Annotated in this window: 28 protein-coding genes; 13 read left to right on the forward strand and 15 right to left on the reverse strand. The window is 70.0% G+C overall.

Annotated elements, in window-relative coordinates; translation table 11 throughout:
• Window positions 1-27 precede the first annotated feature (27 nt).
• The 9 genes from ACWF82_RS13580 to ACWF82_RS13620 all read right to left on the reverse strand — a co-directional run bounded on the left by ACWF82_RS13580 (window position 28) and on the right by ACWF82_RS13620 (window position 9122).
• Window positions 28-705 carry an amino acid ABC transporter permease gene (locus ACWF82_RS13580; RefSeq protein WP_452501012.1) on the reverse strand — a complete coding sequence of 226 codons (678 nt, stop codon included), beginning with the start codon at window positions 703-705 and terminating at the stop codon, window positions 28-30.
• A 3-nt stretch (window positions 706-708) separates the two neighbouring features.
• A complete protein-coding gene (locus ACWF82_RS13585; RefSeq protein ID WP_452501014.1) occupies window positions 709-1461 on the reverse strand; it encodes an amino acid ABC transporter substrate-binding protein in 753 nt (250 codons plus the stop codon).
• 175 nt (window positions 1462-1636) lie between these two features.
• Window positions 1637-2188 carry a TM2 domain-containing protein gene (locus ACWF82_RS13590; protein ID WP_452501016.1) on the reverse strand — a complete coding sequence of 184 codons (552 nt, stop codon included), beginning with the start codon at window positions 2186-2188 and terminating at the stop codon, window positions 1637-1639.
• Between the two features lie 224 nt (window positions 2189-2412).
• On the reverse strand, window positions 2413-3561 hold the full coding sequence (gene lgt, locus ACWF82_RS13595) for a prolipoprotein diacylglyceryl transferase (protein ID WP_452501018.1): 1149 nt from the start codon (window positions 3559-3561) through the stop codon (window positions 2413-2415).
• A gap of 215 nt (window positions 3562-3776) precedes the next feature.
• Window positions 3777-4577: a tryptophan synthase subunit alpha gene (trpA, locus tag ACWF82_RS13600; RefSeq protein WP_452501020.1), complete on the reverse strand. Its 801-nt coding sequence runs from the start codon at window positions 4575-4577 to the stop codon at window positions 3777-3779.
• A complete protein-coding gene (gene trpB / locus ACWF82_RS13605) occupies window positions 4574-5836 on the reverse strand; it encodes a tryptophan synthase subunit beta (RefSeq protein WP_452501022.1) in 1263 nt (420 codons plus the stop codon). Before trpB ends, trpA begins: the two co-directional genes overlap by 4 nt.
• Window positions 5833-6654, reverse strand: a complete 822-nt coding sequence (gene trpC, locus ACWF82_RS13610; RefSeq protein ID WP_110040403.1) for an indole-3-glycerol phosphate synthase TrpC — start codon at window positions 6652-6654, stop codon at window positions 5833-5835. Before trpC ends, trpB begins: the two co-directional genes overlap by 4 nt.
• A 172-nt stretch (window positions 6655-6826) precedes the next feature.
• On the reverse strand, window positions 6827-7513 hold the full coding sequence (locus tag ACWF82_RS13615) for a TIGR02234 family membrane protein (RefSeq protein WP_452501024.1): 687 nt from the start codon (window positions 7511-7513) through the stop codon (window positions 6827-6829).
• A gap of 70 nt (window positions 7514-7583) precedes the next feature.
• The gene (locus ACWF82_RS13620; protein WP_452501025.1) at window positions 7584-9122 is read right to left on the reverse strand and encodes an anthranilate synthase component I; all 1539 of its coding nucleotides are present in this window, start codon (window positions 9120-9122) and stop codon (window positions 7584-7586) included.
• 133 nt (window positions 9123-9255) lie between these two features.
• On the opposite strand from ACWF82_RS13620, the gene ACWF82_RS13625 reads away from it, so the two are divergent.
• The 6 genes from ACWF82_RS13625 (at window position 9256) to ACWF82_RS13650 (ending at window position 14324) form a co-directional block, all read left to right on the forward strand.
• The gene (locus ACWF82_RS13625; protein WP_452501027.1) at window positions 9256-9531 is read left to right on the forward strand and encodes a hypothetical protein; all 276 of its coding nucleotides are present in this window, start codon (window positions 9256-9258) and stop codon (window positions 9529-9531) included.
• Between the two features lie 118 nt (window positions 9532-9649).
• Window positions 9650-10120: a peroxiredoxin gene (locus ACWF82_RS13630; protein WP_452501029.1), complete on the forward strand. Its 471-nt coding sequence runs from the start codon at window positions 9650-9652 to the stop codon at window positions 10118-10120.
• Between the two features lie 61 nt (window positions 10121-10181).
• A complete protein-coding gene (locus ACWF82_RS13635) occupies window positions 10182-10757 on the forward strand; it encodes a permease (RefSeq protein ID WP_452501031.1) in 576 nt (191 codons plus the stop codon).
• 63 nt (window positions 10758-10820) lie between these two features.
• Entirely contained in the window at window positions 10821-12005 is a 1185-nt protein-coding gene (locus tag ACWF82_RS13640) for a 4-hydroxybenzoate 3-monooxygenase (RefSeq protein ID WP_452501033.1), read from the forward strand.
• Between the two features lie 14 nt (window positions 12006-12019).
• Complete coding sequence (locus ACWF82_RS13645; protein ID WP_452501036.1) at window positions 12020-13687, forward strand: methyltransferase; 1668 nt, start codon at window positions 12020-12022, stop codon at window positions 13685-13687.
• A gap of 169 nt (window positions 13688-13856) precedes the next feature.
• The gene (locus tag ACWF82_RS13650) at window positions 13857-14324 is read left to right on the forward strand and encodes a MarR family winged helix-turn-helix transcriptional regulator (protein WP_452501038.1); all 468 of its coding nucleotides are present in this window, start codon (window positions 13857-13859) and stop codon (window positions 14322-14324) included.
• Here the strand turns inward: ACWF82_RS13650 and hisI are convergent.
• The gene (hisI, locus tag ACWF82_RS13655) at window positions 14321-14665 is read right to left on the reverse strand and encodes a phosphoribosyl-AMP cyclohydrolase (protein ID WP_378851133.1); all 345 of its coding nucleotides are present in this window, start codon (window positions 14663-14665) and stop codon (window positions 14321-14323) included. The two genes, ACWF82_RS13650 and hisI, sit on opposite strands and share 4 nt — an antisense overlap.
• Window positions 14662-15969 carry a PucR family transcriptional regulator gene (locus tag ACWF82_RS13660; protein WP_452501040.1) on the reverse strand — a complete coding sequence of 436 codons (1308 nt, stop codon included), beginning with the start codon at window positions 15967-15969 and terminating at the stop codon, window positions 14662-14664. The genes hisI and ACWF82_RS13660 overlap by 4 nt, the downstream gene beginning before the upstream one ends.
• Window positions 15970-16102: 133 nt before the next feature.
• On the opposite strand from ACWF82_RS13660, the gene ACWF82_RS13665 reads away from it, so the two are divergent.
• The 7 genes from ACWF82_RS13665 (at window position 16103) to ACWF82_RS13695 (ending at window position 22877) form a co-directional block, all read left to right on the forward strand.
• A complete protein-coding gene (locus tag ACWF82_RS13665) occupies window positions 16103-16861 on the forward strand; it encodes an ABC transporter ATP-binding protein (protein ID WP_452501042.1) in 759 nt (252 codons plus the stop codon).
• A 71-nt stretch (window positions 16862-16932) separates the two neighbouring features.
• Entirely contained in the window at window positions 16933-17658 is a 726-nt protein-coding gene (locus ACWF82_RS13670; RefSeq protein ID WP_452501044.1) for an ABC transporter ATP-binding protein, read from the forward strand.
• Entirely contained in the window at window positions 17655-18533 is an 879-nt protein-coding gene (locus tag ACWF82_RS13675; protein ID WP_452501046.1) for a branched-chain amino acid ABC transporter permease, read from the forward strand. Before ACWF82_RS13670 ends, ACWF82_RS13675 begins: the two co-directional genes overlap by 4 nt.
• The gene (locus tag ACWF82_RS13680; protein WP_452501048.1) at window positions 18530-19576 is read left to right on the forward strand and encodes a branched-chain amino acid ABC transporter permease; all 1047 of its coding nucleotides are present in this window, start codon (window positions 18530-18532) and stop codon (window positions 19574-19576) included. The genes ACWF82_RS13675 and ACWF82_RS13680 overlap by 4 nt, the downstream gene beginning before the upstream one ends.
• Window positions 19566-20816, forward strand: coding sequence for an ABC transporter substrate-binding protein (locus tag ACWF82_RS13685; protein WP_452501050.1), 1251 nt, complete (start codon window positions 19566-19568; stop codon window positions 20814-20816). Before ACWF82_RS13680 ends, ACWF82_RS13685 begins: the two co-directional genes overlap by 11 nt.
• 66 nt (window positions 20817-20882) lie before the next feature.
• Window positions 20883-21635 carry a hypothetical protein gene (locus ACWF82_RS13690; RefSeq protein ID WP_452501052.1) on the forward strand — a complete coding sequence of 251 codons (753 nt, stop codon included), beginning with the start codon at window positions 20883-20885 and terminating at the stop codon, window positions 21633-21635.
• A gap of 84 nt (window positions 21636-21719) precedes the next feature.
• Entirely contained in the window at window positions 21720-22877 is a 1158-nt protein-coding gene (locus ACWF82_RS13695; protein WP_452501054.1) for an acyl-CoA dehydrogenase family protein, read from the forward strand.
• A 1-nt stretch (window position 22878) separates the two neighbouring features.
• On the opposite strand, the gene hisF is transcribed toward ACWF82_RS13695, so the two are convergent.
• The 4 genes from hisF to ACWF82_RS13715 all read right to left on the reverse strand — a co-directional run bounded on the left by hisF (window position 22879) and on the right by ACWF82_RS13715 (window position 25936).
• A complete protein-coding gene (gene hisF, locus ACWF82_RS13700; protein ID WP_452501149.1) occupies window positions 22879-23694 on the reverse strand; it encodes an imidazole glycerol phosphate synthase subunit HisF in 816 nt (271 codons plus the stop codon).
• 5 nt (window positions 23695-23699) lie between these two features.
• Window positions 23700-24521 (reverse strand): inositol monophosphatase family protein, encoded by an 822-nt coding sequence (locus ACWF82_RS13705; protein WP_452501056.1) that lies wholly within the window; start codon window positions 24519-24521, stop codon window positions 23700-23702.
• An 8-nt stretch (window positions 24522-24529) separates the two neighbouring features.
• Window positions 24530-25261: a bifunctional 1-(5-phosphoribosyl)-5-((5-phosphoribosylamino)methylideneamino)imidazole-4-carboxamide isomerase/phosphoribosylanthranilate isomerase PriA gene (gene priA / locus ACWF82_RS13710; RefSeq protein ID WP_378856413.1), complete on the reverse strand. Its 732-nt coding sequence runs from the start codon at window positions 25259-25261 to the stop codon at window positions 24530-24532.
• 72 nt (window positions 25262-25333) lie between these two features.
• The gene (locus tag ACWF82_RS13715; protein WP_452501058.1) at window positions 25334-25936 is read right to left on the reverse strand and encodes a maleylpyruvate isomerase family mycothiol-dependent enzyme; all 603 of its coding nucleotides are present in this window, start codon (window positions 25934-25936) and stop codon (window positions 25334-25336) included.
• Window positions 25937-25942: the final 6 nt, after the last annotated feature.

Consider the following 25942-nt stretch of genomic DNA (forward strand, 5'->3'; position numbering starts at 1 on the left):
TCGGGTGTTAGCCCGGTGTTCACGAAATCAGCGGCGCGCGAGGGCCACATGCCGCGACAGCCTGGTCTCCAGGCGGGTCTGGCCGACGCCGAGGATCAGGCAGATCACCCAGTAGTAGAGGGCGGCGACACCGTAGAGGGCGAAGAAGTCGAAGGTCGGCGCTGCCGCCAGCTGGGCGGTGCGCAGCAGTTCGGTGACCAGGATGGTCGACGCCAGCGAGGTGTCCTTCACCAGGGAGATGAGCGTGTTCGACAGCGGCGGTACCGCGATCCGGGACGCCTGCGGGAAGACGACGTACCAGAGCGTCTGCGGGTAGGTCATGCCCAGCGACTCGGCCGCCTCCCACTGCCCGTTGGCGACGCTCATGATCGCCGAGCGCACCACCTCCGCGGCGTACCCGCCGACATTGAGGCTGAACGCGATCACCGCCGCCGGGAACGGGTCGATGACGATCCCGAACTGCGGCAGCGCGTAGAACACGATGAACAGCTGCACCAGCAGCGGGGTGCCGCGGATGATCGAGATGTAGAAGCGGGCAGGCAGTGACAGCGCCCGCTTCGACGACATCCGCGCCAGCGCGACCCCGACCGCGATCGCCAGGCCGATGACGAAACTGATCGCCGTCAACGGCAGCGTCGCGGTCACCGTGGCCTTCAGCATCGGCCACAGGTTGTGCCAGATCAGCTCCCTGGTTGCGGGATCCATCCGCTATTTGCTGACGTCGGTGCCGAAGTACTTCTCCGACAGCCTGGTCAGCGTGCCGTCCGCGCGCAGTTGCTCGAGCGCTCTGTCGATGTCGGCGATCAGCGCGGCGTCGTCCTTGCGGGCAGCGAAGGCCTGCTTACTGGTCTCGCCGGTCCTGGCGGCGATCTTGATACCGGTGTCGCCGGTCTTCTTGGTGTACTCACCGACGGCCAGGGTGTCGTTGACGGTGGCGTCGACGCGACCGGACTTCAGCAGCTGCACCGCCTGCACGAAGCCTTCCACCGCTTCGACTTTCGCACCGGCGCCCGCGGCGACCTTGCTCCAGTTGCTGGTCGCGGACTGCGCGGTGGTCTTGCCCGACAGGTCGGCCAGCGAGGTGATGGTGGTGTTGTCGGCCTTGGTGACGATCACGCCCTCGGAGGTCGTGTACGGCTGCGACAGCGAATACTTGGCCGTGCGCTCGGGGTTGACGGTGACCTGGTTGGCGACCAGATCGAAGCGCTTGGACTCCAGCCCGGCGAAGATCGAGTCCCACGGCGTCTGCACGAATTCCACCCGCTTGCCGAGCTTCTCGCCGACCGCCCGCGCGACCTCGACGTCGTACCCGGTCAGCGTCCCGTTGTCCTGGTAGCTGAACGGCGCGTAGGTGCCTTCGGTGCCCACCTTCAGCACATTCGGGTCGGTACCGGACGAGCAGGCCGACAGACCCGTCGCGGCGACCACGGCGAGTACGGCGGCGGCAAGCAGTTTGCGCACGGTCAATCCCTTCCTCCGCTGCGCGCATCAGGGCACGCGCAGGCCAAGCGACGCTACGGCGCCACCACAGACGGACACAGAGTATCGCTCACCATGATCGGAATTCCGGCGGTGAAACGGGAAACGGGCACTCCGCGCGACGCGGAGCACCCGTTCGGCAGTGCGGTGCCTGCGATCAGTCGCGCAGCGGACGGCCCTGCGCGTCGGGCACCTTGCCGGTGAGCATCATGATGCCGTCGATCAGCGGCCAGATGGCGCCGATGCCACAGGTCAGCCAGACGACCGCGATCTGGGCGATGCCGAGACCGGTGTAGCCCAGGTAGAAACGGCCGACGCCGAAGCTGCCGAGGAAGATCTCCAGCAGACCGGCCATCAGCTTCTGCTTGTCCGAGAACGGAACGCCGTACATGTCACGGCCGTACGGCGCTTCCGGATCGGCCGGGTTGTAGCCCTGCGGCATGGCGCCGTACGGCGCGGCGCCGTAGACGGGCTGCGGCTGGGCGTACGGGTCGGCGGGCTGGCCGTACTGGGGCTGGCCGTACTGCGGCTGACCGTACCCCGGCTGCTGCTGGCCGTACCCCGGCTGCTGGCCGTAACCCGGCTGCTGCGCGTACGGGTCCGAGGGCTGGCCGTAGGCGGGCTGGCCGTACTGCGGCTGCGCGCCGGAGTCGGGCTGCTTGCTCAGGTCGGGGCCGTACTGGGGATTGGGGTTGTAGGGGTCGGTCACTCATGTCCTCCATCATTCGTGCGGGTACCCGTCGTGGCCCCCGGCCAGTGGCGATCGGCCGAACGGCGGTGCGCCCGCGACGATCACCGGTCATTGTGGTCATAAGGACCGGCCGTTGTCTCCTCGGGTCCCCACGATCGGTCCGCGACACTGCACCCGGAATATCGCGACGGGCGCCCGGAATGTTGCCGGACGCCCGTCGGATTCGCTGCGAAGGCTGTCGGTCAGGCCTTCTTCGCGCCGGATTGCTCCGGTGTGGCGGTGTCTGCCGCGTCGGTGGTGTCTGCCGCGTCGGCGGACGTCGCGTCGTCGGCGGTCGGCGCCGGATCGGCCTTCTTCAGCTCCGCCTTCGGATCGGCGCTGTCGGCCGCGTCATCGGAGGATTCCTTCGCGGTGTCCTCGGTGGAATCCGCTGTCTCGGTGGACTTGTCGGCCGCGGCGATGGTGCCTGCCGCCCCGGCGGCACGCAGCGCCGAGAATTGCCACGGCCACGGCCGCGGCTCACCACCGGGCTGCAGCTGCGCCGGTGTCTCGCGGCCCTTGGTCGCCAGCGCGAAATAGGCCATGGCGCCCAGGAATACGAGGGCGGCGGTGAACGAGTTGATCCTGATGCCGAGGATCTGGGTGGCTTCGTCGCTGCGCATCAGCTCGACGAAGAAGCGCCCGAAGCTGTAGCCGGCCACGTAGAGCGCGAACAGGCGGCCGTGGCCGATCTTGTAGCGCTTGTCCAGCTGCACCAACGCGACGACCACCAGCACGTTCCACACCAGCTCGTACAGAAACGTCGGGTGCACGACCTCGAGTACCCGGCCGGTCGAGACGCCGTTCATCATGTCGCGCGCGCCGGTCTCCGGATCGAAGCGCTCGTAGATCTCGAGGCCCCACGCCACCTCGGTGGTGCGGCCGTAGAGCTCCTGGTTGAAGTAGTTGCCGAGGCGGCCGATCGCCTGCGCGAGCAGCACGGCGGGCGCGATCGCGTCGCCGAGCGCGGGCAGCGGGATCTTGTAGACGCGGCAGCCGATCCAGGCGCCGATGCCGCCGAGGAACACCGCCCCCCAGATGCCGAGGCCGCCCTGCCAGATGTAGAGCGCCTCGATCGGGTGCTTGCCCGGACCGAAGTACTTCTGCCAGTCGGTGGCCACGTGGTACAGCCGGCCGCCGATCAGGCCGAACGGCACCGCGAACATCGCGACGTCGAGCACCGCGCCCTGCTGGCCGCCACGCTGTTGCCACCGCCGCTCACCCCACCAGATGGCGACGACGATGCCGAGAATGATGAACAGCGCGTATGCCCGGAGTGGGAAGGGCCCGAGCTGCCAGACACCCTGCGGCGGACTCGGAATGTAGGCCAGGACTGAGTTCACGGCCCCCACGTTAGTTGAGTGGGGTATCAAGGAGTGACCGTGACCCTGACGTGGGTGGTCCACCACGCGAAGAGTGCACCGATACAGGTTCTGCGCAACCCATTTCGCGAGAACATGGGTAACTCACCGGGGACGGGCTACCCCGGCTCCCGCCTGACCGCCGGCCGCGTGGCCTACCGACTCCGCGCCTAGATCTGGCCAGAAGTCGCGGAGAGGCGGAACTGCTAGGTGCGGACGGTCGCCGACCGCACACCTTCGGCGAGCTCGCTGGTCAGCGCGCGCACCGCGTCCAGACCCTCGGCCGCGGCCGAGACCAGCGCCGATCCGACGATCACACCGTCGGCGTAGGCGGCGATCTCGGCGGCCTGGGCACCCGAGCGCACGCCGAGGCCGACGCCGATCGGGATGTCGGAATGCGCGCGGACCCGCGCGCACAGCGCGGGCGCGGCCGAGGAGACCGCGTCACGCGCACCGGTCACACCCATGGTCGAGGCGGCGTAGATGAATCCACGCGAGGCCTCCAGCGTCTTCACCAGGCGCTCCTCGGTGGACGACGGCGCGACCAGGAAGATGCGGTCCAGGTTGTGCGTGGCCGAGGCGATGAACCAGTCGTCCGCCTCGTCGGGGATCAAGTTCGGCGTGATGATGCCCGCGCCACCGGCCGCGGCCAGGTCGCGAGAGAAGGTGTCGACGCCGTACTGGAGCACGGGGTTCCAGTAGCTCATCACCACGGCCTGACCACCGGCGTCGGTGATCGCCTCGACGACGGAGAACACGTCGCGCACCCGCACGCCACCGCGCAGCGCCTGCTCGGCGGCGGCCTGGATGGTCGGGCCGTCCATCACCGGGTCGGAGTACGCCACGCCGACTTCGACGATGTCGCAACCGGATTCGACCATGGCCTTGCACACCTCGATCGAACCGGCCAGATCGGGGTAGCCCGCGGGCAGGTAGCCGATCAGTGCGGCCCGGTTCTCCGCGCGCGCGGCGGCGAAGGTGTTGGCCAGACGGGACTGCTGACTCACTTCGAGTTCTCCTCGGCGGCGTCGTCGTCGAACAGACCGAACCAGCGGCCCGCGGTGTCCATGTCCTTGTCGCCGCGACCGGACAGGTTGACCAGGATGATCGCGCCCTTGCCGAGTTCCTTGCCGAGCTTCAGCGCGCCGGCCACGGCATGTGCGGACTCGATCGCCGGGATGATGCCCTCCGAGCGCGAGAGCAGCAGCAGCGCGTCCATCGCCTCGACGTCGGTGATCGGCTCGTACTCGGCGCGGCCGATGTCCTTGAGGTGGGCGTGCTCGGGGCCGACGCCCGGATAGTCCAGACCGGCCGAGATCGAATGCGATTCGATGGTCTGGCCGTCCTCGTCCTGCAGCAGGTACGAGTAGGCACCCTGGAACGCGCCCGGCGTGCCACCGGTGAACGTGGCCGCGTGCCGACCGGTCTCGACGCCGTCACCGGCCGCCTCGTACCCGATCAGCCGCACGCCCGCGTCGGGGATGAAGGCGTGGAAGATGCCGATGGCGTTGGAGCCGCCGCCGACGCAGGCGACGACCGCGTCGGGCAGCCTGTTCGTGCGCTCCTGGATCTGCTGGCGCGCCTCGATCCCGATGATGCGCTGGAAATCGCGCACCATCAGCGGGAACGGGTGCGGGCCGGCGGCGGTGCCGAAGCAGTAGTAGGTGTCGTCGGCGTTGGAGACCCAGTCGCGCAGCGCCTCGTTGATGGCGTCCTTGAGGGTCTGCGAGCCGGTGGTCACCGAGATCACCTCGGCGCCGAGCAGCCGCATGCGGGCCACGTTCAGCGCCTGGCGGGCGGTGTCGACCGCGCCCATGTAGATCACGCAGTCCAGGCCGAGCAGCGCGCACGCGGTCGCGGTCGCGACGCCGTGCTGACCGGCGCCGGTCTCGGCGATGACGCGGGTCTTGCCCATCCGCTTGGCGAGCAGCGCCTGGCCGAGCACATTGTTGATCTTGTGCGAGCCGGTGTGGTTGAGGTCCTCGCGCTTGAGGAAGATCCGCGCGCCGCCCGCGTGCTCGGCCAGATTGAGGCACTCGAACACCGGCGACGGACGCCCGGTGTAGTCGCGCTGGAGCCGGTCGAGCTCGTCGAGGAAGCTGTGATCGGAGCGGACCTTGTCGTACTCGGCGGTGACCTCCTCGATCACCGCCATCAGCGCCTCGGGGACGTGCCGTCCGCCGTAGACACCGAAGTGGCCGCCCGCGTCGGGTTCGTAGTCGCTGTGCTGGGCGACGCCCGCACTGGCCTGGGGCAGAGCGCTCACCGGATGCTCCGTCGGGCCGGCTTCGGGCAGGACGGGTGGGTGCCCGCGGTCACCAGCTCCGACACCGCCGCGCGCGGGTTGCCGCTGGTCACCAAGCCCTCGCCGACGAGCACCGCGTCGGCGCCCGCGCCGGCGTAGGCCAGCAGGTCGGCGGTGCCGCGGATGCCGGACTCGGCGACCCGGATGACCTCCGACGGCAGGCCGGGCGCGATCCGCGCGAACACGTCGCGGTCGACTTCCAGGGTCTTGAGGTTGCGCGCGTTGACACCGATCACCGACGCGCCCGCTTCCAGCGCGCGATCGGCCTCTTCCTCGGTGTGCACTTCTACCAGGGCAGTCATGCCCAGTGATTCGGTGCGGTCGATCAGCGAGGACAGGACATCCTGCTCGAGCGCGGCCACGATCAGCAGGATCACGTCGGCACCGTGCGCGCGGGCCTCGTGGATCTGGTACGGGCCGACGACGAAGTCCTTGCGCAGGACCGGGATGTTCACGGCGGCGCGAACGGCATCGAGGTCGTCGAGCGAGCCACCGAAGCGGCGGCCCTCGGTGAGCACGCTGATGATGCGCGCGCCACCGTCCTCGTAGGCCTTGGCCAGGACAGCCGGGTCCGGGATGTCGGCCAGCGCGCCCTTGGAGGGGCTGGCACGCTTCACCTCGGCGATGACACCGATCCCGTCCTCGTGCAACGCGGCGGCCGCGTTCAGCGGCGCCTTGGCGGCGGCCGCTGCGGCTTTGATCGCCTGAAAATCGAGGAGGGCTTCGCGAGCGGCAACATCCGCCCGAACCCCGTCGAGAATCGAGTCGAGTACCGTCATCTGGCTCGAATCCTTTCTGGGGAGACGAACTTCTCACCTGAGAGTCCCCTCAGGCGCTGTCTCACCGATGCTTGACAACAATAAATGGCTGCCGCGCGTGTCACTGCGGCGGGGGTGCGGCGCGTCACTCCTGCGGAGCTGCGCCGGGTCACCGCGGTGGAGCTGCGGCGGGTCACGGCGTGCGGCCGGGCGACTTGCCGTCGTCGTCCGGTCCCTCGGCGGTGTCGGTCGGGTCGGTGCCCGCGTCGAGCGCGTCCCACAGCACGCGGTCCGACAGCGGCGCCGCGGTGCCGGTCTCGTCGCGCTGCTTGCTCACCTGGGCGCTGGCGTCGGCACGGCGGAAGACCGGGTTGTCGTAGGCGCCGGAGAGCTGGGCGTTTCCCCCGGTCCGGCGGGTGAGCAGGACTCCGGCGAGCAGGGCGAGCGCCGCGGCGAGGATCGACAGGACAGCGGGCGCCGGATGCACGTCGGCGCTGCTGACGACGGCACGCACCGGCAGCTCGGCCAGCTGGCCCGCCCGCTCCGCGGTCCTGCCCTCCCCCACGACCAGCGCGAACCCCGGCACGGCGGCGACCGCGGCGACGACCGCGATCACCACCCCGAGCAGCTGGCGCGGTCCGCCCTTCACCGCGAACACCGCGGCGATCGAGGCGACCAGCACCAGTGCCAGCGGGGTGAGCGCGCCGAACCAGGTGGCACCGTCGAGATCGTCGGTGCGCGGTTCGGTGAGCCCGTCGGCGGAGTGCACCGTCACCCAGGTCATCCGCGACGACGCCCACAGCCCCGCCGCAGCCAGCGCCAGCAGCGCCACCGGGACGACCGGCTTGGCGGCGGGTGCGGGAGCGGCAGCGTCGGTCATGCTGTCTCCATTCGGCATGCTCGGGCGCCCCGCGTGGTTACGCAAGCTGCCTCCTCCGGGCGCTGACCGCTCATGCCAGCCCGCCCTCGTAGGTGCGCAGGGTCTGGGCCGCCGCGATCGCCTTGAGCACCGCCATGGCCTTGTTACGGGCCTCGGTGTCCTCGTAGACCGGATCGGAGTCGGCGACCACACCCGCACCGGCCTGCACGTAGGCCGTGCCGTCCTTGAGCAGCGCGGTGCGGATGGCGATGGCGGTATCGGCGTCACCGGCGAAGTCGAGGTAGCCGACGACACCGCCGTAGATGCCGCGCCTTGTCGGTTCCAGTTCCTCGATCAGCTCCATCGCCCGCACCTTCGGCGCGCCCGACAGCGTCCCGGCCGGGAAGCAGGCCTGCACCGCGTCGAGCGCGATCTTGCCCTCGGCGAGCTGTCCGGAGACCGTCGAGACCAGGTGCATGACGTGGCTGTAGCGCTCGACGTGGCGGTACTGGGTGACCCGGACGGTGCCGGGACGGCAGACCCGGCCCAGGTCGTTGCGGCCGAGGTCGACGAGCATCAGGTGCTCGGCGTTCTCCTTCTCGTCGGCGAGGAGGTCCTTCTCGAGCAGGATGTCGTCCTCGGCGCTGTGCCCGCGCCAGCGGGTGCCCGCGATCGGATGGGTCGTCGCGACGCCGTCCTTCACGGTGACCAGCGATTCGGGGCTGGAGCCGACGATCGAGAACGCGGTGCCACCGTCGCCGTCGGGGATGTGCATCAGGTACATGTACGGGCTCGGGTTCGAGGCCCGCAGCATCCGGTAGACCGCCAGCGGCGAGCCGGTGTAGTCCATCTCGAAGCGCTGCGAGAGCACCACCTGGAACGCCTCGCCCGCCTCGATCTCCTTGATCAGCCGCAGCACGCCCGCACCGAATTCCTCGGTGGTGCGCCTGCGCAGGAACTGCGGCTCCGGCTGGTCGAAGACCGACACCGTCGACGGCGCGGGCGTGGCCAGCGCGGCGGTCATCCGGTCGAGCCGGGCGACGGCGTCGTCGTAGGCGGCGTCGGCGTTCTCGTCGGTGCCGTTCCAGTTCACCGCGTTGGCGATGAGGGTGATCGCGCCCTCGTGATGGTCGAACGCGGCCAGGTCGGTGGCCAGCATCAGGACGAGTTCGGGCAGTTGCAGATCGTCGGTGGCCAGCTCGGGCAGCCGTTCGATCCGGCGCACCGCGTCGTAGCCGAGGTAGCCGACCAGGCCGCCGGTCAGCGGCGGCAGACCGGGCAGGCGTTCGGTGCGCAGCAGTTCGAGGGTCTCGTGCAGCGCGCGCAGCGGATCGCCACCGGAGGGGGCGTCGGCCGGTACCGTGCCGAGCCAGGTCGCCTCGCCGTCGACGACGGTCAGCGCCGACGGACTGCCCGCGCCGATGAACGACCAGCGCGACCACGATCGCCCGTTCTCGGCGGACTCGAACAGGAAGGTGCCCGGCCGGTCGTCGGCCAGCTTGCGGTAGGCCGAAAGCGGAGTTTCGGAGTCCGCCAGCACCTTTCGGGTCACCGGGACGACCCGGTGCTCGGCGGCGAGCAGCCGGAACTGGTCGCGGGTCGTGGTGGTTGGTGTCGACGCGCCCTGCATGAGCCCATCATCCCAGGCGTGCCGCGGCACCCGTGCGCTGACCCGACCCCGCGCCGCGACACGGGGTGATCGGCATCACTACACTCGCGCGCGTTCCATGTCGCATGCGGTATCCCTTTCCCCGAGAGGAGCAATGTTGTACCCCTCGCTTCAGGGCGCACAGGACGGCCGGTCGGTCGTCCCGTCGCAGCAGCACTACGGTCCCGGTCAGCTGTCCGCGGCGAACGCGCTCACGTCGTTCGTCACCTACGCCAAGGCCATGCAGGATCTGGACGAGAAGATCTTCCCGGCCGAGTACGCCGGGCACCGCGATCGCATCCGTGAGCTGGAGCCGATGCTGCGCGTGCACGGCATCCTCGACGTGATGGAGATTCGCAACCCCGAGATCAAGGCGCTGCTACAGCGCTAGGAGCCGCTCGGCGGGTGCGGTCCGTCGGGGGCGGTACCTGCCGATCACGAACCGATCCCCGTTCGCCCCGGCGGACGGGGATCTTTCGCGCTCGGCGGCCGGTCGATAAGGTCTGGTCATGCAGCCAGGCCAGCGCGCTCCGCAGTTCGAGCTCCCCGACCAGTCCGCCCAGCTCCGCACGCTCGACGGCCTGCTCGCCGACGGCCCGCTGGTGCTGTTCTTCTACCCGGCGGCCAATACCCCGGTGTGCACGGCCGAGGCCTGCCACTTCCGCGATCTGAGCGCGGAGTTCGCCGCCATCGGCGCCTCGTGCGCCGGCATCAGCACCGACAGCACCGAGGTGCAGGCCGGTTTCGCGACCAAGCAGCGCCTGGACTACCCGGTCCTCTCCGACGCCGACGGCGCGGTGGCCGCGGCGTTCGGCGTCAAGCGCGGCCTGCTCGGCAAACTCGCCCCGGTCAAGCGGCACACCTTCGTCATCGACACCGACCGGACCATCCTGAAGGTCGTCACCGGCGAACTCCGCGCTGCGGTGCACGCCGACGAGGCGCTGGCCTTCCTGCGCGACCGCGCGACCGCGGCGGAGTAGCAGGCGAAACGCCGGGCGCCGGATCGGCGTCCGGCGTCACGGCCGCCTCTACGCTGGGGCGATGACAACCGGCGAGGCGCAGTCGAGCGGTCAGAAGTCCACGGTGACCGTGTGGCGCAACCGGGCGATCATCACGGTCGCCACGGCCGTCGTGCTGGTGATCGCCTATGTCATCCTGGCGTCGTTCATCCCGCGCTGGTGGGCGCAGCGACTGGCGAGCATCGTGCACGGCAGCTTCACCCAGGGCATCTGGTGGGGCCTGGTCTACGGACTGGCGTTCACGCTGGTTCCGCTGCTGCTGGTGCTGCTGGCGGTGCGCATGTGGAAACGCAAGGGCGGCAAGTTCATCGCGGGCGCCGCGGTGATCATCGCGCTGCTCGCCGCGCTGCCCAACCTGATGACGCTGACGATCGTGCTCGGCGGCAACAACGCAGCGCACGCCGGTCAGCGCATCCTCGACGTCGACGCCCCCGCTTTCCGCGGTGCCTGCCTGGTCGGCGCCATCGTGGCGGCGGTGATCTTCCTGGTGGTCCTGGCCCTGATGGGCAAACGGGGCTTCACCCGCCGCAAAGCGGCCAAGTCTGCCACGACGTCGTCCACGCAGACGCCACCGACGAGCGACAGCAATTTCGTATAAGCCCAGCAACACGCCATCGCGGCGCGCTTCCGATTCCGCCGAGGTGTCCTAAGCTCCGGTCTCATGCGCGTGGCGAGCACCGATCGCACCACCGCGGTCCTGATTCTCGGCGCTGGTCCCGCCGGCTTGGTCCTCGGCAATATCCTGCAAGCGGCCGGGATAGATTCCGTGATCCTCGAACGGCGCGATCGCGCGCACATCGAGCAGCGAGCGCGGGCCGGTTTCCTGGCGCCAGGCAGTGTCGCTGTCCTGCGTGAGCACGGCCTCGACACCGGCTTGCGCGAGCGCGGACGTACCCATCGGACTTGCGAATTCCGTAGTGACACCGGACGTTTCGCGCTGTCCTACGACGAGCTCGGACGACGCGAGGTGCACACCGTCTACCCGCAGCAGCACCTGGTAACCGATCTGGCCGCCGAGTATCTGCGCCGCGGTGGCGACCTGCGTTGCCAGACCACCGCCGAACGGATCGGTGACGAGCACAGTGACCGTCCGTGGGTCCTTGCCCGTGCCGCCGACGGCAGCGCGTATCGGATCGCCGCCCGCTATCTGGTGGGTTGCGACGGCGCGCGTGGCGTCGCCAGAAACGCCGTCGCCGGTGCCCGATCGACGTGCGACTACGACATCACCTGGCTCGCCCTGCTGGCGCAGGCCCCACCGACGTCCGAGACCGTCGTCTACGGCGTTCACGCCGACGGCTTCGCCGGGCAGATGCCGCGCAGTCCGGAGATCACCCGCTATTACGTGCAGTGCTCGCCCGGCGAGGATCCCCTGAACTGGAGCGAGGACCGTGTCTGGGCTGCCCTGTCCACGCGACTTCGCGCCGACCGGTACGGGCCGCTGCGGACCGGCCCGATCGTCGAGCGCGGCCTGGTCCGGCTACGGTCGGAGATCCTCGACCCGATCCAGCGGGGACGGTTGTTCCTCGCGGGCGACGCGGCCTCCTCGATCAGCCCGTCGGCCGCCAAGGGCGCCAATCTGGCCATTCTCACCGCGCAGTCGCTGGCGCTCGCGCTCGTCGCCGCCGTCGGACGCGGGGACGAGTCGGGCCTGCGGCGACATTCGGCTGTGTGCGTGCCGCGCATCCGCCGAGCGCACGAGTTCTCGCACTGGATGATCGGCCTGCTCCATCCGCCCGCCGGACCACAGGCCGCCTTCGAACGCGAACTCCAGCGTGCCCGGCTGCACAGCCTGGCCACCTCACGGACACACCAGGACTTTTTCGCGGAGAACTACGTCGGCATCTGAATCCAGGAGGACGCGTGACCCGTTCGCCGGCAGTGCAGCCCCGGATCGACCCCCTCGATCACGACCGCGTGGAAGCGGCCGTGCGGTTCGTCAGAACGCAGGACACCGACAGCGTGCTCACCCGGCTGCTGCCCCACCTCGGCGAATCCGAACGCAGGGCGATCGCAGGCCGCTGCCGGTTCGACCATGTGGGGGTGCTGGTGTTTCCCCCCGACCTCGCGGCACTGGACGAGATGCTGGCGATGCACGATCTCGTCGTGGCGTCGACCGGCCCCAGCGTGGTTGTCCGCCGGCGATTGGCGGCGCGGCACGGCCTGGATCCGCGGCATGTGCCGGTCCAGATCGTGCGGGCCGCACTGCGGGCCGCCGATGGAAAACCCTGCGAGATAGAGATTTTCGCGCTGCTCGACGCACCGGCACAGGTGTCGGCCGCCGAGCGCGCCGACGCGCGGGAGGCCCACATCGCGTTGACCACCGGCCCCATCGACGACGTCGCCCTCGCCGGGCTGTGCGCGCTGCTCACCGGGCCGGGCGGACTCCGTCCCGACGGCGGCGGCTACAACGACCGGGAGGACGCGACCAGCTTCTATTTCGCCCGGCCGGGCGCGCGCACCGACCGGATGGAACTCCACGTCGCCGGTGCCCGACCGGGCGCGCTGGCGAGGCACATCGGCGAGTCCGACGACCCGGCGACACGGCTGCTGCGGCTGCTCACCGGAGCCTGGGCCACCCAGGCGCTGGCCGTCACCGCCGAGTTCGGGATCGCCGACCGGCTCGCCGGCGCACCGGGCAGCCCGGTGCGCGAGCTCGCCGCACAGACCGGGACCGACCCCGGCGCTCTCGCCCGGCTGCTGCGCTATCTGGTCCAGCTCGATGTCGTCGAGCCGAGCGGGGCGGGCTACGCACTCACCGACGTCGGCGCGCTCCTCGTCGCGGACGCCAGTCCCTCCCTGCATCCGCTGGCCCGCCTGTACGGCGGCGCGTTCTACGAGTCCTTCGGCGAACTGGGCTACTCCGTGCGCACCGGGCGGACGGCATTCGACCACCACTTCGGCCTGCACCATTTCGACTACTTCGGCACCGACCCCGCCCGCGCGGACCTGTTCGACAGCGCGATGGCCGCGGGCGCGGCGATTTTCGGCCAGGTGGCAGATCGGGTCGGTGCCGCCACGGCACGCACGGTGGTCGACATCGGCGGCGGCAACGGCGAACTGCTGGCACGCGTGCTTGCCGCGCATCCGCACCTGCGCGGAATCCTGTTCGAACGGGAGACGACCCTCCCGCGCGCGCGAACCACCATCGACCGAGCGGGTTGTCTCCCGCGCTGCGAGTTCATCGGCGGCGACTTCTTCACCGCGGAGGTGCCGACCGGCGGCGATATCTACCTGCTCTCGCGAGTGCTGCACGACTGGGACGACGCCGACGCCCGGACCATCCTGCTCCGCTGCGCGGCGGCGATGTCCGAAAACGCCCGGCTCTACCTCGTCGAACGGCTGCTCCCCGAGGACGAGTCCCGTTCCCTGGTGCCGGCCTGGGACCTGCACATGCTGTGCAATGTCGGCGGTCGCGAACGAACCGGCACGCACTACCGGGCCCTGCTGAAGTCGGCCGGGCTCGACCTGATCACCCACGAGGAGTTGCCTCTCGGTTTCGCGATGTTGCATGCCCGACGCGCTGATTGAGCAGGCCAGCCGTGCCGCTGCGGCCCGTGCGATAGATCGCGCGGGCCGCTGTGAGTGACCTCACGACCACCGCCAACTCGCGGACGCTGCAGCGACGTCGTGGCAAACTCGGTTCGGTGCGCGCCCCAGTACACCAGCCCTGTCGTTCGGCCGTGAGGCTGTGCCGGCGATGACCCAGTGGCTCGACCCCGTCGAACAGCGCGCCTGGCAGGCGATCGTGACGCTCATGGCCCGGATCCCGGGTGCGCTCGATACACGGCTGCAGCGCGAGGCCGGGCTGACCCATTTCGAGTTCCGGGTGCTGAGCCTGCTCTCCGAGGAAGCGGGCCATCGCCTGCAATTGAGTGACCTCGCCCACAAGGCAAATGCGTCGCTATCGCGCCTGTCGCATGTGGTGTCGAAGCTGGAGCGGCTGGGCTGGGCCCGGCGCGACTCCACCGTGGGCAGGCGCGGGGTACACGCCGTGCTCACCGACGCCGGTTTCGAGAAGGTGCTCGAGGCGGCGCCCGGGTATGTGGACGCCGTGCGCAGACTGGTCCTCGACGGTCTCGACGCCGAGCAGACCGCCCAGCTGGCCGAGCTCGGGGAAACCCTGTCGAACCGGCTGAACCGGGTGCTCGCCGAGGACGGCGACTAGCCGGCGGCGAGCAGCACGTCGGTGTCGAAGCAGGTGTGCGTGCCGGTGTGGCAGGCCGCGCCCTCCTGATCGACGATCAGCAGGATCGTGTCGCCGTCGCAGTCCAGTCGCACCTCGTGCACGTACTGGGTGTGGCCCGAGGTCTCGCCCTTGACCCAGTACTGCTGACGCGAGCGCGAATAGTAAGTGCCCTTGCGGGTTTCGATGGTCCTGGCCAGGGCCTCGTCGTCCATCCACGCCATCATCAGCACGTCGCCGGTCGACTTCTCCTGGGCGACGGCGGCGACCAGACCCGCCTCGTTGCGCTTGAGACGTGCGGCGATGGCGGGATCCAGGCTCATGCCTCGTTTATAACAGCCGCGCCGTGGCGACCCGACTGCCCGGTCTGCAACTCGATCGCCACCAGCAATTCGACCAGGTCGTTGACGCTGCGCATATTGCGGCCGGTGAGTTCCTGGATCCGTCCGAGCCGGTACTTGGCGGTGTTCAAGTGGATCCGCAGGGTGTCGGCGGCCTCGCGCAGGTTCATGTCGGCGGCGGCGAAGGCGCGGATGGTCTCGGCCAGCGAGCCGCCGCGGGCGCGGTCGTCGGCCAGCGCGGTGCCGATGCGCGGGTCGACGAGCTGGCGGGTGGTGTCGTCGGCCCGCAGCAGCAGGTACCGGAACGGCGTCATCTGTGGCAGCGCGAGCACACCGCCGTCCTCGGGCAGCAGGGCGAGCGCGGCCTGAGCCTGCCGGTAGGCGCGCGGGATCTGGGCGACCTCGGTGACCGCGGTGCTCACGCCGACGGCGAGCACGATGCCCTCGGCGGCGAGGTCGTCGCGCATCGCCCGCAGCCGGTCACACAGCTGCTCGGCGGATCCGTCGCGCCCGAGCGCCGGAATCGCCACGATCTCGCCGCCGCGCACCACCGAGAGCGTGCGCAGCCCGTTGACACCGACGCGCGCCGCGGCGGCCGACACCAATTGCCGTGTCTCACCGGCTCCGTCGGCCGACCCGTCCAGCACGACGGCGGTCACGACAACCAGCGGCGTGGTGCGGTCGGCGCCGATCCCGTGCGCGGTGGCCACCGACAGATGCGGCCCGCCCGCGGGCAGGGTTCCCTCGAGCAGCGTGTCCATCAGCGCCTGGCTGTCGCGGCCCGATTCGGCCGCCACGTACTGCTGGAACTCCAGGTAGGCGTCGGTGGCCTGGGCGCTGATCAGATCGGTGTAGCGGGCCAGCGGACCGGCCAGCGACAACACCGCTTCCCGGCCCGCCTCGGTGTCGCCCGCGTGGGCGAGCAGCGATTTCCAGATGGCGCGCTGGCCCAGCCGGAACGCGGCGATGTAGTCGACCAGCGGCAGCCCCGACCGCGCCCGCCGCGCGGCCGCCTGCCTGGCATAGGTGACATCGGCCGCGGTGACCCGTTTGCGTTCGAGCAGCGCGCCGAGACCGGTCCGGCTGAGCCGGGCCAGCTGGTCGTGCACGTCGGCGAGGAAGCCGGGGTCGGCCGTCCCGTAGCCGGGCAGCTGGGCACGCAGCGTGGTCATCACGTCGTCGGCGATGTCGTCGGCGTGGTCGTAGGCGCAGCTGACGATCCTGGCCCGTTCGGCGTGCAACGGGTCCGAGACCGACGCGGTGAGCAGATGTGATCCAGCCGACATGTCCGGGGAGTTTGCATGTCCGGTTTCCCGGTGTCAACCGGATGCGGCCATGTCCGCAGCGGACGAGATCGCGCGCAGAAATTGGTCCGCAACGTCCGATGTGGCCCGTGACCTGCGAACTTACCGTCATCGCATGCTCGAAATAACCAACCTGACGGTGCGCTTCGGCGGGATCACCGCCCTGCGGGAGGTCGGGTTCGCGGTCGCTCCCGGCGAGATGGTCGGCCTGATCGGACCGAACGGCGCGGGCAAGACCACCCTGTTCAACTGTATGACCCGGCGCAACCGCCCGACCTCGGGCACCCTGCGCTACCGCGACACCGATCTGTCGACCGTCCGGCCCGACGCGCTGGCCGGCCTCGGCATCGCCCGCACCTTCCAGAACCTCGGCCTGTTCCCCCGGCTGTCTGTCCGCGACAACGTCCTCGTCGGCGCCCACCACCGGGCCACCGCCGGTTTCGTCTCGGCGGGCCTGGGACTGCCGAAGGTCCGCCGGGAGGAACGGGCACTGCGCGCCGAAGCCGACGAGCTGCTCGAGCGGCTCGACCTGACCGCGGTGGCCGACCATCCGGCGTCCGGTCTGCCGTTCGGCACGCTCAAACGCATCGAACTGGCCAGGGCGCTCGCGGTCCGGCCACGGCTGCTGCTGCTCGACGAGCCGGTCAACGGCCTCAGCCACGGCGAGGTCGACGAATTCGCCGAACGCCTGCGCGCGCTCCAGTCCGACCTCGACCTCACCGTCGTTGTGGTCGAACACCACATGGGCTTCGTCATGGGCACCTGCGATCGCGTGGTGTGCCTCGAGTTCGGGCAGGTCATCGCCGAGGGCGAACCCGAAGCGGTGCAACGTGATCCGGCAGTCATCCGGGCCTACCTGGGAGCGGCGGCATGAGCGGTCAGCGGCCGGAGGCGGTAGCGGAGCGTGACCACGGAGGCCGCCCGAGCATGCCGAAAGGACACAGCATGAGTGAATTTCTGTCCATCACCGACCTGCACGCCGGCTACGGCGCGGCGAAAGTGCTGCACAGCGTGAGCTTTTCGGTCGCCGAGGGCAAAGTCTGCGCGATCCTCGGCCCCAACGGCGCAGGCAAGACGACCCTGCTGCGGGCCCTGTGCGGCATGGTCAAGGTCCGCGGCACCCTGCGGCTGGACGGCACCGAGGTGACCGGCCGCTCCCCGGAGGCCATGGCCCGGATCGGTGTCGCCCACGTGCCCGAGGGCCGTGGCACTTTCGCGCCGCTGTCGGTCGAGGAGAACCTGCGCCTCGGCGCCTACACCCGGCGTGACCGCTCGGGCACCGAGACCGACCTGCGCCGCATCTACGACTACTTCCCGATCCTGCGTGACAAGCGGCGCGAGCCGGCGGGCGGCCTGTCCGGTGGCCAGCAGCAGATGCTCGCCATCGGCCGGGCGCTGATGCTGCGCCCGCGCGTGCTGCTGCTCGACGAACCCTCGCTCGGTCTGTCCCCGCTGGTGACCCAGGAGCTGTTCGGGATCGTGCACACCATCAACGAGGAGGAACGCACCACCGTGATCGTCGTCGAGCAGAACGCGCATCTGGCCCTCGGGATCGCCCATCAGGCACATGTGCTCGAGACCGGGCGCATCGTGTTGTCCGGCACCGCGGAACAGATCAGGGCCGATGACCAGGTCACCCGGTCCTACCTGGGAATCCGGGTGCGGCCGTGACCGAATTCGTGCAGCAACTCGTCGAGGGACTCTCGGCGGGCGCGATCTACGCCGGCCTCGCGCTGGCCCTTGTCCTGATCTACCGGTTCACCGGCATCGTCAACTTCGCCCAGGGCGAGCTCGCCATGTTCTCGGCGTTCCTGGCCTGGCAGCTCAGCCAGACCATGCCGTTCTGGGCGGCACTGCCGCTCACGCTGGCGATCTCCTTCGTGGCGGGCATGCTCATCGAGCGGGTGGTGATCCGCCCGGTCGAGGGCGCTCCCGAGATCACCCTGGTGATCGTCACGGTCGGGTTGTTCTTCACCGTGCACGCCGTGGCGGGCTGGATCTGGTCGTACCAGGTGAAGTCGTTTCCGAATCCGTTCCCGGACGGCGCTTTGCGCACCGCGGGCATCAGCGTCGGCTACGGCAGCCTCGGCATCTTCGCTGTCGTCGGTGTGGTGATGGGACTGCTGTATCTGCTGTTCCGCTTCACCGGGATCGGCTTGGCGATGCGGGCGGTGGCCTGTAATCCCCAGTCCGCCAAGCTGGTCGGTATCCGGGTCGGCACGGTCCTCGCGCTCGGCTGGGGCCTGGCCGCGCTGGTCGGCGCGGTCTCGGGGGTGCTGTCGGCGCCGCTGCTGTTCCTCGAGCCGAACATGATGGGCGGCGTCCTCATCTATGCCTTCGCCGCGGCCACCCTCGGTGGCTTCGACTCCCCCGGCGGCGCGGTGGCGGGCGGCCTGATCGTCGGCGTCGCCGAAACCCTCACCGGCGCCTATGTCGACGCGATCGGCACCGAACTCAAGATCGGTGTGCCGCTGGTGATCATCCTGGGCGTGCTCTTGCTGCGCCCGCAAGGTCTGTTCGGACACGCGGCGGTGGAACGGGTATGAGCGAAGTGAACACGATATCGACGACATCGACTTCGGTCGCGCCGGCGGCGCCTTCGTTCGCCGACCGGCTCGGACAGCTCCGCTGGCCGGTGATCGCCACCGCGGTGGTGATCCTGGTGGCCTGCGCGGCGCCGTTCCAGCTGGTGCCCTTCCACACCTTCCAGCTCGCCATGGCCATGGTCTACGCGGTCACCCTGCTCGGGCTGAACCTGCTGGTCGGCCACACCGGCCAGATCTCGCTGGGGCACGGCGCGTTCTTCGCGGTCGGCGCCTACACCGCGGCCGTGGCGATGGAACGGTGGGACACACCGTATTTCGCGACCATCCCGATCGCGGCGGCGGTGGCCTTCGCCCTCGGCTTCGCGCTCGGCATCCCGGCGCTGCGGCTGCGCGGGTTGTACCTGGCGCTGGTCACCCTGGCGATCGCGATCTTCCTTGTCCCGCTGCTCAAGCGATTCGACGGGCTGACCGGCGGCTCGATGGGACTCACCGTCACCAAGCCGGTGCCGCCCGCCTGGACCGGGCTGGCCGAGGATCAGTGGCTGTACTTCCTGGCGCTGGCCACCACCGTCGGCAGCTTCGTGCTGGTCGCCGGGATGCTGCGGTCACGGGTGGGACGCGCGCTGCACGCGGTGCGCGACAACGAGATCGCCGCCGAGGTGCTCGGTGTGAACCTCGCCCACTACAAGACGCTCGCCTTCGCCTGGAGCGCGCTGCTGGCCGGTGTCGCCGGCTGTGTCTACACGTGGGTGATCGCGTTCGTCTCACCGGACTCGTTCGCGCTGACCCTGTCGGTGACGCTGCTGGCAGGCCTGGTCGTCGGCGGGCTCGGCACCACGTGGGGTCCGGTGCTCGGCGGGTTGTTCGTGATGTTCGTGCCCAGCTTCGCCCAGGACGTCAATCAGGCGGCGCCCGGCGTCATCTTCGGACTGCTGATCATCGCGGTCATGTACCTCGCGCCCACCGGGCTGGCCGGTCTGACCGGCCGGCTGGCGCAACGGCTCGGACATCTCGTTCGGAAAGGGAAAACACATGCGCACTAAGGCGATCCACTCGCTCGGCCTCGCGGCGGCGCTGCTCGCGACACTCACCGCCTGCGGTGGTCGTGGCGCCGACACCGGCACCGTCGGGCTCGGCGACTGCAAAGGCCAGCAGACGACCGGCATCACCGACACCAGCATCAAACTCGGCGGGGTGTATCCGCTGTCGGGTCCGGCCTCGGCATACAGCGAAGTCCCCAAGGGCATCAAGGCCTACTTCGACTACGTCAACGCCGAACAGGGCGGCATCGACGGACGCAAGGTCGAGTACGTGGTGCGCGACGACAGCTACCAGCCGCCCAAGACCGTCGAGGAGACGCGCAGGCTCGTCGAGCAGGATCAGGTGTTCGCGGTCTTCCAGACCCTCGGCACCGCGACGTCGTCGGCGGTGTGGGACTACCTCGGCCAGCGCAAGGTGCCGCAGGTGTTCGTCGCCACCGGCGCCACCAAGTTCGGCGCGGGCACCGAGCATCCGTGGACCATGGGCTGGCAGCCCAGCTACCGCACCGAAGCCCTGGCCTACGCGACGTACGTGAAGGCGCAGCGGCCGACCGCGACAGTGGCGGTGCTCTACCAGAACGACGACTTCGGCAAGGATCTGCTCGCCGGGTTCACCGAGGGTGTCGCGGGCAGTGGCGTCAAGGTCGTCGCCGAGCAGAGCTTCGAGGTCACCGACCCCACCGTCGACGCGCAGGTCCGCAATCTCGCGAACTCGAAAGCCGATGTGCTGCTGAACTTCTCGACCCCGAAGTTCGCCTCGCAGGCGCTGGCCGCCGATGTGCGCAACACCGACTGGAATCCGCTGCACGTGGTGACCCAGGTGTCGAACACGATGGCCACGCTGCGGCCGGTCGGGCTGGACAACGTCCAGGGCGTGGTCTCCGCCGCCTTCCTCAAGGACCCGGCCGACGCGCGCTGGGCACAGGACGCGGGCATGCAGACCTTCAAGTCGAAGCTGGCGCAGTACGCGCCCGGCGCCGATCCGGAGAACCAGCACGCCTTGGCCGGCTGGGCGATGGCCGAGAGCTTCCGCAAGACGATGGAATCGGCGAAGTGCCCGACCAGGGAGGGCCTGCGCGATGCGATGCGCTCCCTCGACAACGTCTCGGTCGACCTGCTGCTGCCCGGCATCACGATGAAGACCGGTGCGGACGACGGCTATCCCCTCGAAGCCGTCGGCATCCAGACCTTCTCGGGCAACCACTGGTCGCTCACCGACGGCCTGATCGACACCGGCAAATAGCCCCCGCTCGTTCCGCGGCACACCGCGAAACACCCGAAGAACACCCCCGATCGATGAGGATCACCGATGAAGATGTCCACCACCCTCGCGACCGCCGCCCTGACGGCACTGACCCTCTGTGTCGGCGCGGGCACCGGCCACGCCGATCCGGCGCCCGCGCAGACCGACGTGCACTACGAAGTCAGCAGGCAGGGTGACGCCGCCGTCGTCACCACCACCGACGGCAAGCTGCAGGTCGTCGGCGACCAGCTGCTGCTGACCACCGGCGCCGATGTCCCGGTCGCCGCGCTGCCGCTGTCCTACCGCATGGACGACAAGGTCTTCCCGATCGCCGCCACGATCGACGGCGGCAAAGCGACCCTCACCCCGGCCAAGGACGGCGGTGCCCCGGTGGCTGCCGCGACGAACGTCATCGCCCAGGACTCGGCCGTGAAGCAGGTCGCCGAATCCTTCACCCCGCGTGACCAGACGGCGCTGGGCATGTTCACCCAGCGCCTGACCATCGGCAGTGCGGTGAGCGCGATCATCGGCGCCGTGCTCGGTGGCGGTATCGGCTGCCTGGTCGGCGGCGCCGCGGGAGCGGCCATCGCCAGCCCGGTGATCGTGCTGCTGGTGCCGTGGGTCGGCGCCACCGTCGCCGGGTGTGTGCTCGGCGCGGCCACGCTCGGCGCGGTCGGCACCATGGTCGGGCTGGTCACGGTCGGCGGACCGCTGGCGGTGTTCTCGGCGTACCAGTACTTCTCGACCATTCTCGCGCCGTGCCCGGCTGAACTCGGCGCGTACTGCAAGGATCCCGCGGTGCCCGCCCCCGCGAAGTAGCACCGTCCGCACTCCGCCGGCCCGCCCGAACCACGATCGGGCGGGCCGGCTCGTGGCCGTTTCCAGGCCGGTAAGGAATTCCTGATGCGCAGAACAGTTTTCGACGCCGATCACGCCGCGTTCCGGGCGACGATGCGCGCGTTCATCGAATCCGAGGTCGTGCCGAGCTTCGGCAAGTGGTACGAGGACGGTCTCGTGCCGCGCGAATTCTATTACCGGCTGGGCGAACTCGGCGTGTTCGGGCTCGAGGCGCCGGTCGAGTTCGGCGGGGCAGGTCGCGAGTCGTTCGGGTACCGGACCGTGCTCGCCGAGGAGATCGCGCGGGCCGCTGTCTCCTTCGGCGGTTCGAGCGCCCACGTCACCCGGTGCCTGCCGCTGGTCAAGACGCTGGCCACCCCGGCACAGCAGGCGCGGTGGATGCCCGGCATCGTCACCGGCGACATGATGTTCGCGCTGGCGGTGGCCGAGCCTGGCACCGGTGCGGAGCCTGCCGAGATGCGCACCACCGCACCGCTGTCCGTCGACGGCGGCACGTATGTGGTGAACGGATCGAAGACCTACGTCACCGGTGGCGTGTACGCCGACCGGGTCATCGTGTGCGCGCGCACCGCCGCGCCCCGCCCCGACGACCCGTCCTACGGCCTGTCCCTGCTCGTCGTCGACGCGACCGCCGCGGGTTTCCGGGTCGGGCGCCAGCTCGACACGCTGGGCCGCAAGGTCAGCGGCACCGCCGAACTCACCTTCACCGATGTGCGGGTGCCCGCCGCCGACCTGCTCGGCACGCCACACCAGGGGATCACCCATCTCGCCGGGCAGCTGCCGCAGGAACGCCTCGGCATCGCCGTCGGCGCCTACGCCCAGGCCAAGGCCGCGATCCGCTTCGCGCGCAAGCACACCCAGGACCGCATCGCGTTCACCCGCCCCGTCTCGGCCTTCCAGAACACGAAGTTCGAACTCGCCGCCTGCCAGACCGAGGTCGACGCCGTCGAGGCGGTCGTCGATCGCGCGCTCGCCGCACACGACCGCGGCGAACTCGGCCCAGCCCACGCCGCCTCGGCGAAACTGTTCGCCACCGAAACCGCGGGCCGCGTCATCGACCGCTGCCTGCAATTACACGGCGGCGCAGGCTATCTCACCGACTCGCCCATCGCCCGCCTCTACGCCGATCACCGCATCGACCGCATCCAGGGCGGCAGCAGCGACGTCCTGCGCACGATCATCGCCGCCGAAATGGGGCTGTAGGTCAGCGGACGGTGATGCCGTCGGCGCGCATGGCGGACTTGACCTGGCCGATGGTGAGGTCGCCGAAGTGGAACACGCTGGCGGCCAGGACCGCGTCGGCGCCCGCGTGCACGGCGGGCGGGAAGTGCTCGACCGCGCCCGCGCCGCCGCTGGCGATCACCGGGACGCTCACCGCGGCGCGGACCGCGGCGATCATCGGCAGGTCGAAGCCCGTCTTGGTGCCGTCGGCGTCCATCGAGTTCAGCAGGATCTCGCCGACGCCGAGTTCGGCGCCGCGGATGGCCCATTCGACGGCGTCGATGCCGGTGCCGCGCTTGCCGCCGTGGGTGGTGACCTCCCAGCCCGACGGGGTGTCGGGCTGGCCGTCGGGCACGGTGCGCGCGTCGACCGAGAGCACGATGCACTGGGCGCCGAAACGCTGCGACATCTCGAACAGCACCTCGGGGCGGGCGATGGCGGCGGTGTTCACCGACACCTTGTCCGCGCCCGCGCGCAGCAGCCGGTCGACATCCTCGACGGTGCGCACACCGCCGCCGACGGTGAGCGGGATGAAGATCTGCTCGGCGGTGCGGGTCACCACGTCGAGCATGGTGCCGCGATCGCCGGTGGAAGCGGTGACGTCGAGGAAGGTCAGTTCGTCGGCGCCCTGCGCGTCGTAGGTGGCGGCCAGTTCGACCGGGTCGCCCGCGTCGCGCAGGTTCTGGAACTTGACGCCCTTGACCACCCGGCCCGCGTCGACGTCAAGGCAGGGGATCACGCGGACGGCCAAGGTGCTCGGCGCCGCCGTGTCCGGCCGTTCCTCGGTGCGCGGTGTCATGGTGTTCACCCTCGTTCTTCTTCGGTGACCGTGCAGATCATGTCCAGGAGTTCTTCGTGCACCCCGGGCGCGGCGGCCAGCACCGAACCGGAGGTGATCGTCCACGGCGCGCCCGCCAGGTCGGTGACAACGCCGCCCGCGGCCCGCACCAGCGCGACGCCTGCCGCGTTGTCCCACGGATGGTGCCCGAACACGACCGCGCCGCCGAGCACGCCGGAGGCCGTGAAGGCCAGGTCGATGCCGGTGGCGCCGTGCATCCGCACCCGCGAGGACAGCCTGCTCAGCGCGCCGAGCAGATCGAACCGGAACTGGCCGGGGATGCGGCCCGCCGAGTCGAGGTTGAACGCGCCGAACCCGATCATCGCGTCGGCGAGCTTGCCCGGCTCCAGCGGCGGCATCGCGATGCCGTCGACGAGCAGCGGGCCGCCCGCGACCGCGGAATAGCGGTGGCCGAGCAGGGGCAGCCAGGTCAGGCCGATCACCGGTTCGCCCTCGTGCACCAGCGCGAGCAGCGTGCCCGACATGGGGTGGCCGGAGGAGTAGTTGAAGGTGCCGTCGATCGGGTCGAGCACCCAGGCCGTGCCCGAGGTGAGCGCCGGGCCGCCGAATTCCTCGCCGTGCACCGCGATTCCGGTGCGCTGCTGCAGTTCGGCGGTGATGGTGCGTTCCAGCTCGAGGTCGAGTTCGGTGGCGAAGTCGTTGCGGCCCTTGGCGACCGCGCTCGGCGCACCGATCCCCTCGACGAAGCGCGGGACGACCCCGTCCAGTACCTGGGTGGCGACGGCAAGCAGGTCGGTCAGTTCGGCGGTGCTCGGTGCGGCGGTCATCGTTGGTGTCAGCGCACCGCGGCCAGGGCCTCGGGCAGGGTGAACCGGCCCGCGTAGAGCGCCTTGCCGATGATCGCGCCCTCGACGCCGTCCTCGGCGAGTCCGGCGATGGCGACGAGGTCGTCGAGCACCGAGATGCCGCCGGAGGCGACCACCGGTGCCTCGGCGGCGTTGGCGACCTCGCTCAGCAGCTCGAGGTTGGGGCCGGTCAGCGTGCCGTCCTTGGAGACGTCGGTGACGACATAGCGCGCGCACCCGTCGCGCTCGAGGCGTTCGAGCACCTCCCACAGGTCACCGCCGTCGGTCACCCAGCCGCGGCCACGCAGCCGCCATTCGCCGTCGATCTGCTTGACGTCGAGCCCGACCGCGATCCGGTCGCCGTACTCACCGAGCACCCGCGCACACCACTGCGGGTTCTCGATCGCCGCGGTGCCGATGTTGACCCGCGCGCACCCGGTCGCCAGGGCCGCCTTCAGCGAGTCGTCGTCGCGGATACCGCCGGACAGCTCGACCTTGACATCGAGCTCACCGACGACCTGGGCGATCAGCTCCCGATTGCTCCCCTTGCCGAACGCCGCGTCCAGATCGACCAGATGCACCCACTCGGCACCGGCCTGCTGCCACGCCAGCGCCGCGTCCCGTGGCGACCCGTAGCTGGTTTCGCTACCGGCCTCCCCCTGCACGAGGCGCACGGCCTCACCATTGGCGACATCGACGGCGGGCAACAGCACAAGACTCACGTGACCAGACTAGTAGGTCTGCGCCGACGATCCCGCCACCGGTCCGGGTGGGTGAGGCCCGTGTCACTGTGCTCAGGTGCAGCGGCGGCGGAGTTCGGGAACGCCGCCGCCGGTGAGTTCGTCGAGGACGACGGTGCGGCCGACGACAGCGAGGGCGATGGCCTCGCCGGGGCCGCGGACTTCCGGGCCGTCACCCCACGACCATTTGATATCGGTGGCCACGAACCGCAGGCCCCTGGTCCGCTTGCCCGGGGAGGCGAACGGGTCCGGATAGGACAGGACCGCGATCAGGCGATCGGCGGGAATGGTGCGCGGGCGCTGGAGTGGCCGCCGGATGTCCTGCTGGTGCACCAGCAGATCCGACAGCATGAGCCGCGGCGAGAATTTCGACAGCTTGCCCGATTCGTGTTCGAACTTGTGCACCAGCTGCGCGGTCGGCAGGTTCGCGAACGAGGCGGCGAGCGCGTTGTTGATCCGGTCCACCGAACCGCGGTTGCGCGCCGCGGCGGCCGCGTAGTCGAGTGGGCCGAGCGTGTCCGTCAGCAGGTGACCGACGACGTCACGCACCCGCCAGCCCGCGCACAGCGACGGTGTCTCCCACTCCTGCTCGGTGAGCCCGCGTAGCAGTTCGACCAGTTCCCGACGTTCGTCGGCCAGCATCCCCCGATAGCTCATGTGGCC

This window comes from Nocardia sp. NPDC055053 (assembly GCF_053608285.1).

Coding starts and splice junctions, on each gene's coding strand:
- ACWF82_RS13630 (WP_452501029.1), top strand. CDS start 9,650: ATGCAGCCAGGCCAGCGCGCTCCGCAGTTCGAGCTCCCCGACCAGTCC.
- ACWF82_RS13705 (WP_452501056.1), bottom strand. CDS start 24,521: ATGACCGCCGCACCGAGCACCGCCGAACTGACCGACCTGCTTGCCGTC.
- ACWF82_RS13665 (WP_452501042.1), top strand. CDS start 16,103: ATGCTCGAAATAACCAACCTGACGGTGCGCTTCGGCGGGATCACCGCC.
- ACWF82_RS13680 (WP_452501048.1), top strand. CDS start 18,530: ATGAGCGAAGTGAACACGATATCGACGACATCGACTTCGGTCGCGCCG.
- ACWF82_RS13690 (WP_452501052.1), top strand. CDS start 20,883: ATGAAGATGTCCACCACCCTCGCGACCGCCGCCCTGACGGCACTGACC.
- ACWF82_RS13620 (WP_452501025.1), bottom strand. CDS start 9,122: ATGCAGGGCGCGTCGACACCAACCACCACGACCCGCGACCAGTTCCGG.
- ACWF82_RS13635 (WP_452501031.1), top strand. CDS start 10,182: ATGACAACCGGCGAGGCGCAGTCGAGCGGTCAGAAGTCCACGGTGACC.
- ACWF82_RS13660 (WP_452501040.1), bottom strand. CDS start 15,969: ATGTCGGCTGGATCACATCTGCTCACCGCGTCGGTCTCGGACCCGTTG.
- ACWF82_RS13625 (WP_452501027.1), top strand. CDS start 9,256: ATGTTGTACCCCTCGCTTCAGGGCGCACAGGACGGCCGGTCGGTCGTC.
- ACWF82_RS13685 (WP_452501050.1), top strand. CDS start 19,566: ATGCGCACTAAGGCGATCCACTCGCTCGGCCTCGCGGCGGCGCTGCTC.
- ACWF82_RS13670 (WP_452501044.1), top strand. CDS start 16,933: ATGAGTGAATTTCTGTCCATCACCGACCTGCACGCCGGCTACGGCGCG.
- ACWF82_RS13615 (WP_452501024.1), bottom strand. CDS start 7,513: ATGACCGACGCTGCCGCTCCCGCACCCGCCGCCAAGCCGGTCGTCCCG.
- ACWF82_RS13650 (WP_452501038.1), top strand. CDS start 13,857: ATGACCCAGTGGCTCGACCCCGTCGAACAGCGCGCCTGGCAGGCGATC.
- ACWF82_RS13695 (WP_452501054.1), top strand. CDS start 21,720: ATGCGCAGAACAGTTTTCGACGCCGATCACGCCGCGTTCCGGGCGACG.
- trpC (WP_110040403.1), bottom strand. CDS start 6,654: ATGACGGTACTCGACTCGATTCTCGACGGGGTTCGGGCGGATGTTGCC.
- ACWF82_RS13715 (WP_452501058.1), bottom strand. CDS start 25,936: ATGAGCTATCGGGGGATGCTGGCCGACGAACGTCGGGAACTGGTCGAA.
- ACWF82_RS13580 (WP_452501012.1), bottom strand. CDS start 705: ATGGATCCCGCAACCAGGGAGCTGATCTGGCACAACCTGTGGCCGATG.
- hisI (WP_378851133.1), bottom strand. CDS start 14,665: ATGAGCCTGGATCCCGCCATCGCCGCACGTCTCAAGCGCAACGAGGCG.
- ACWF82_RS13640 (WP_452501033.1), top strand. CDS start 10,821: ATGCGCGTGGCGAGCACCGATCGCACCACCGCGGTCCTGATTCTCGGC.
- hisF (WP_452501149.1), bottom strand. CDS start 23,694: ATGACACCGCGCACCGAGGAACGGCCGGACACGGCGGCGCCGAGCACC.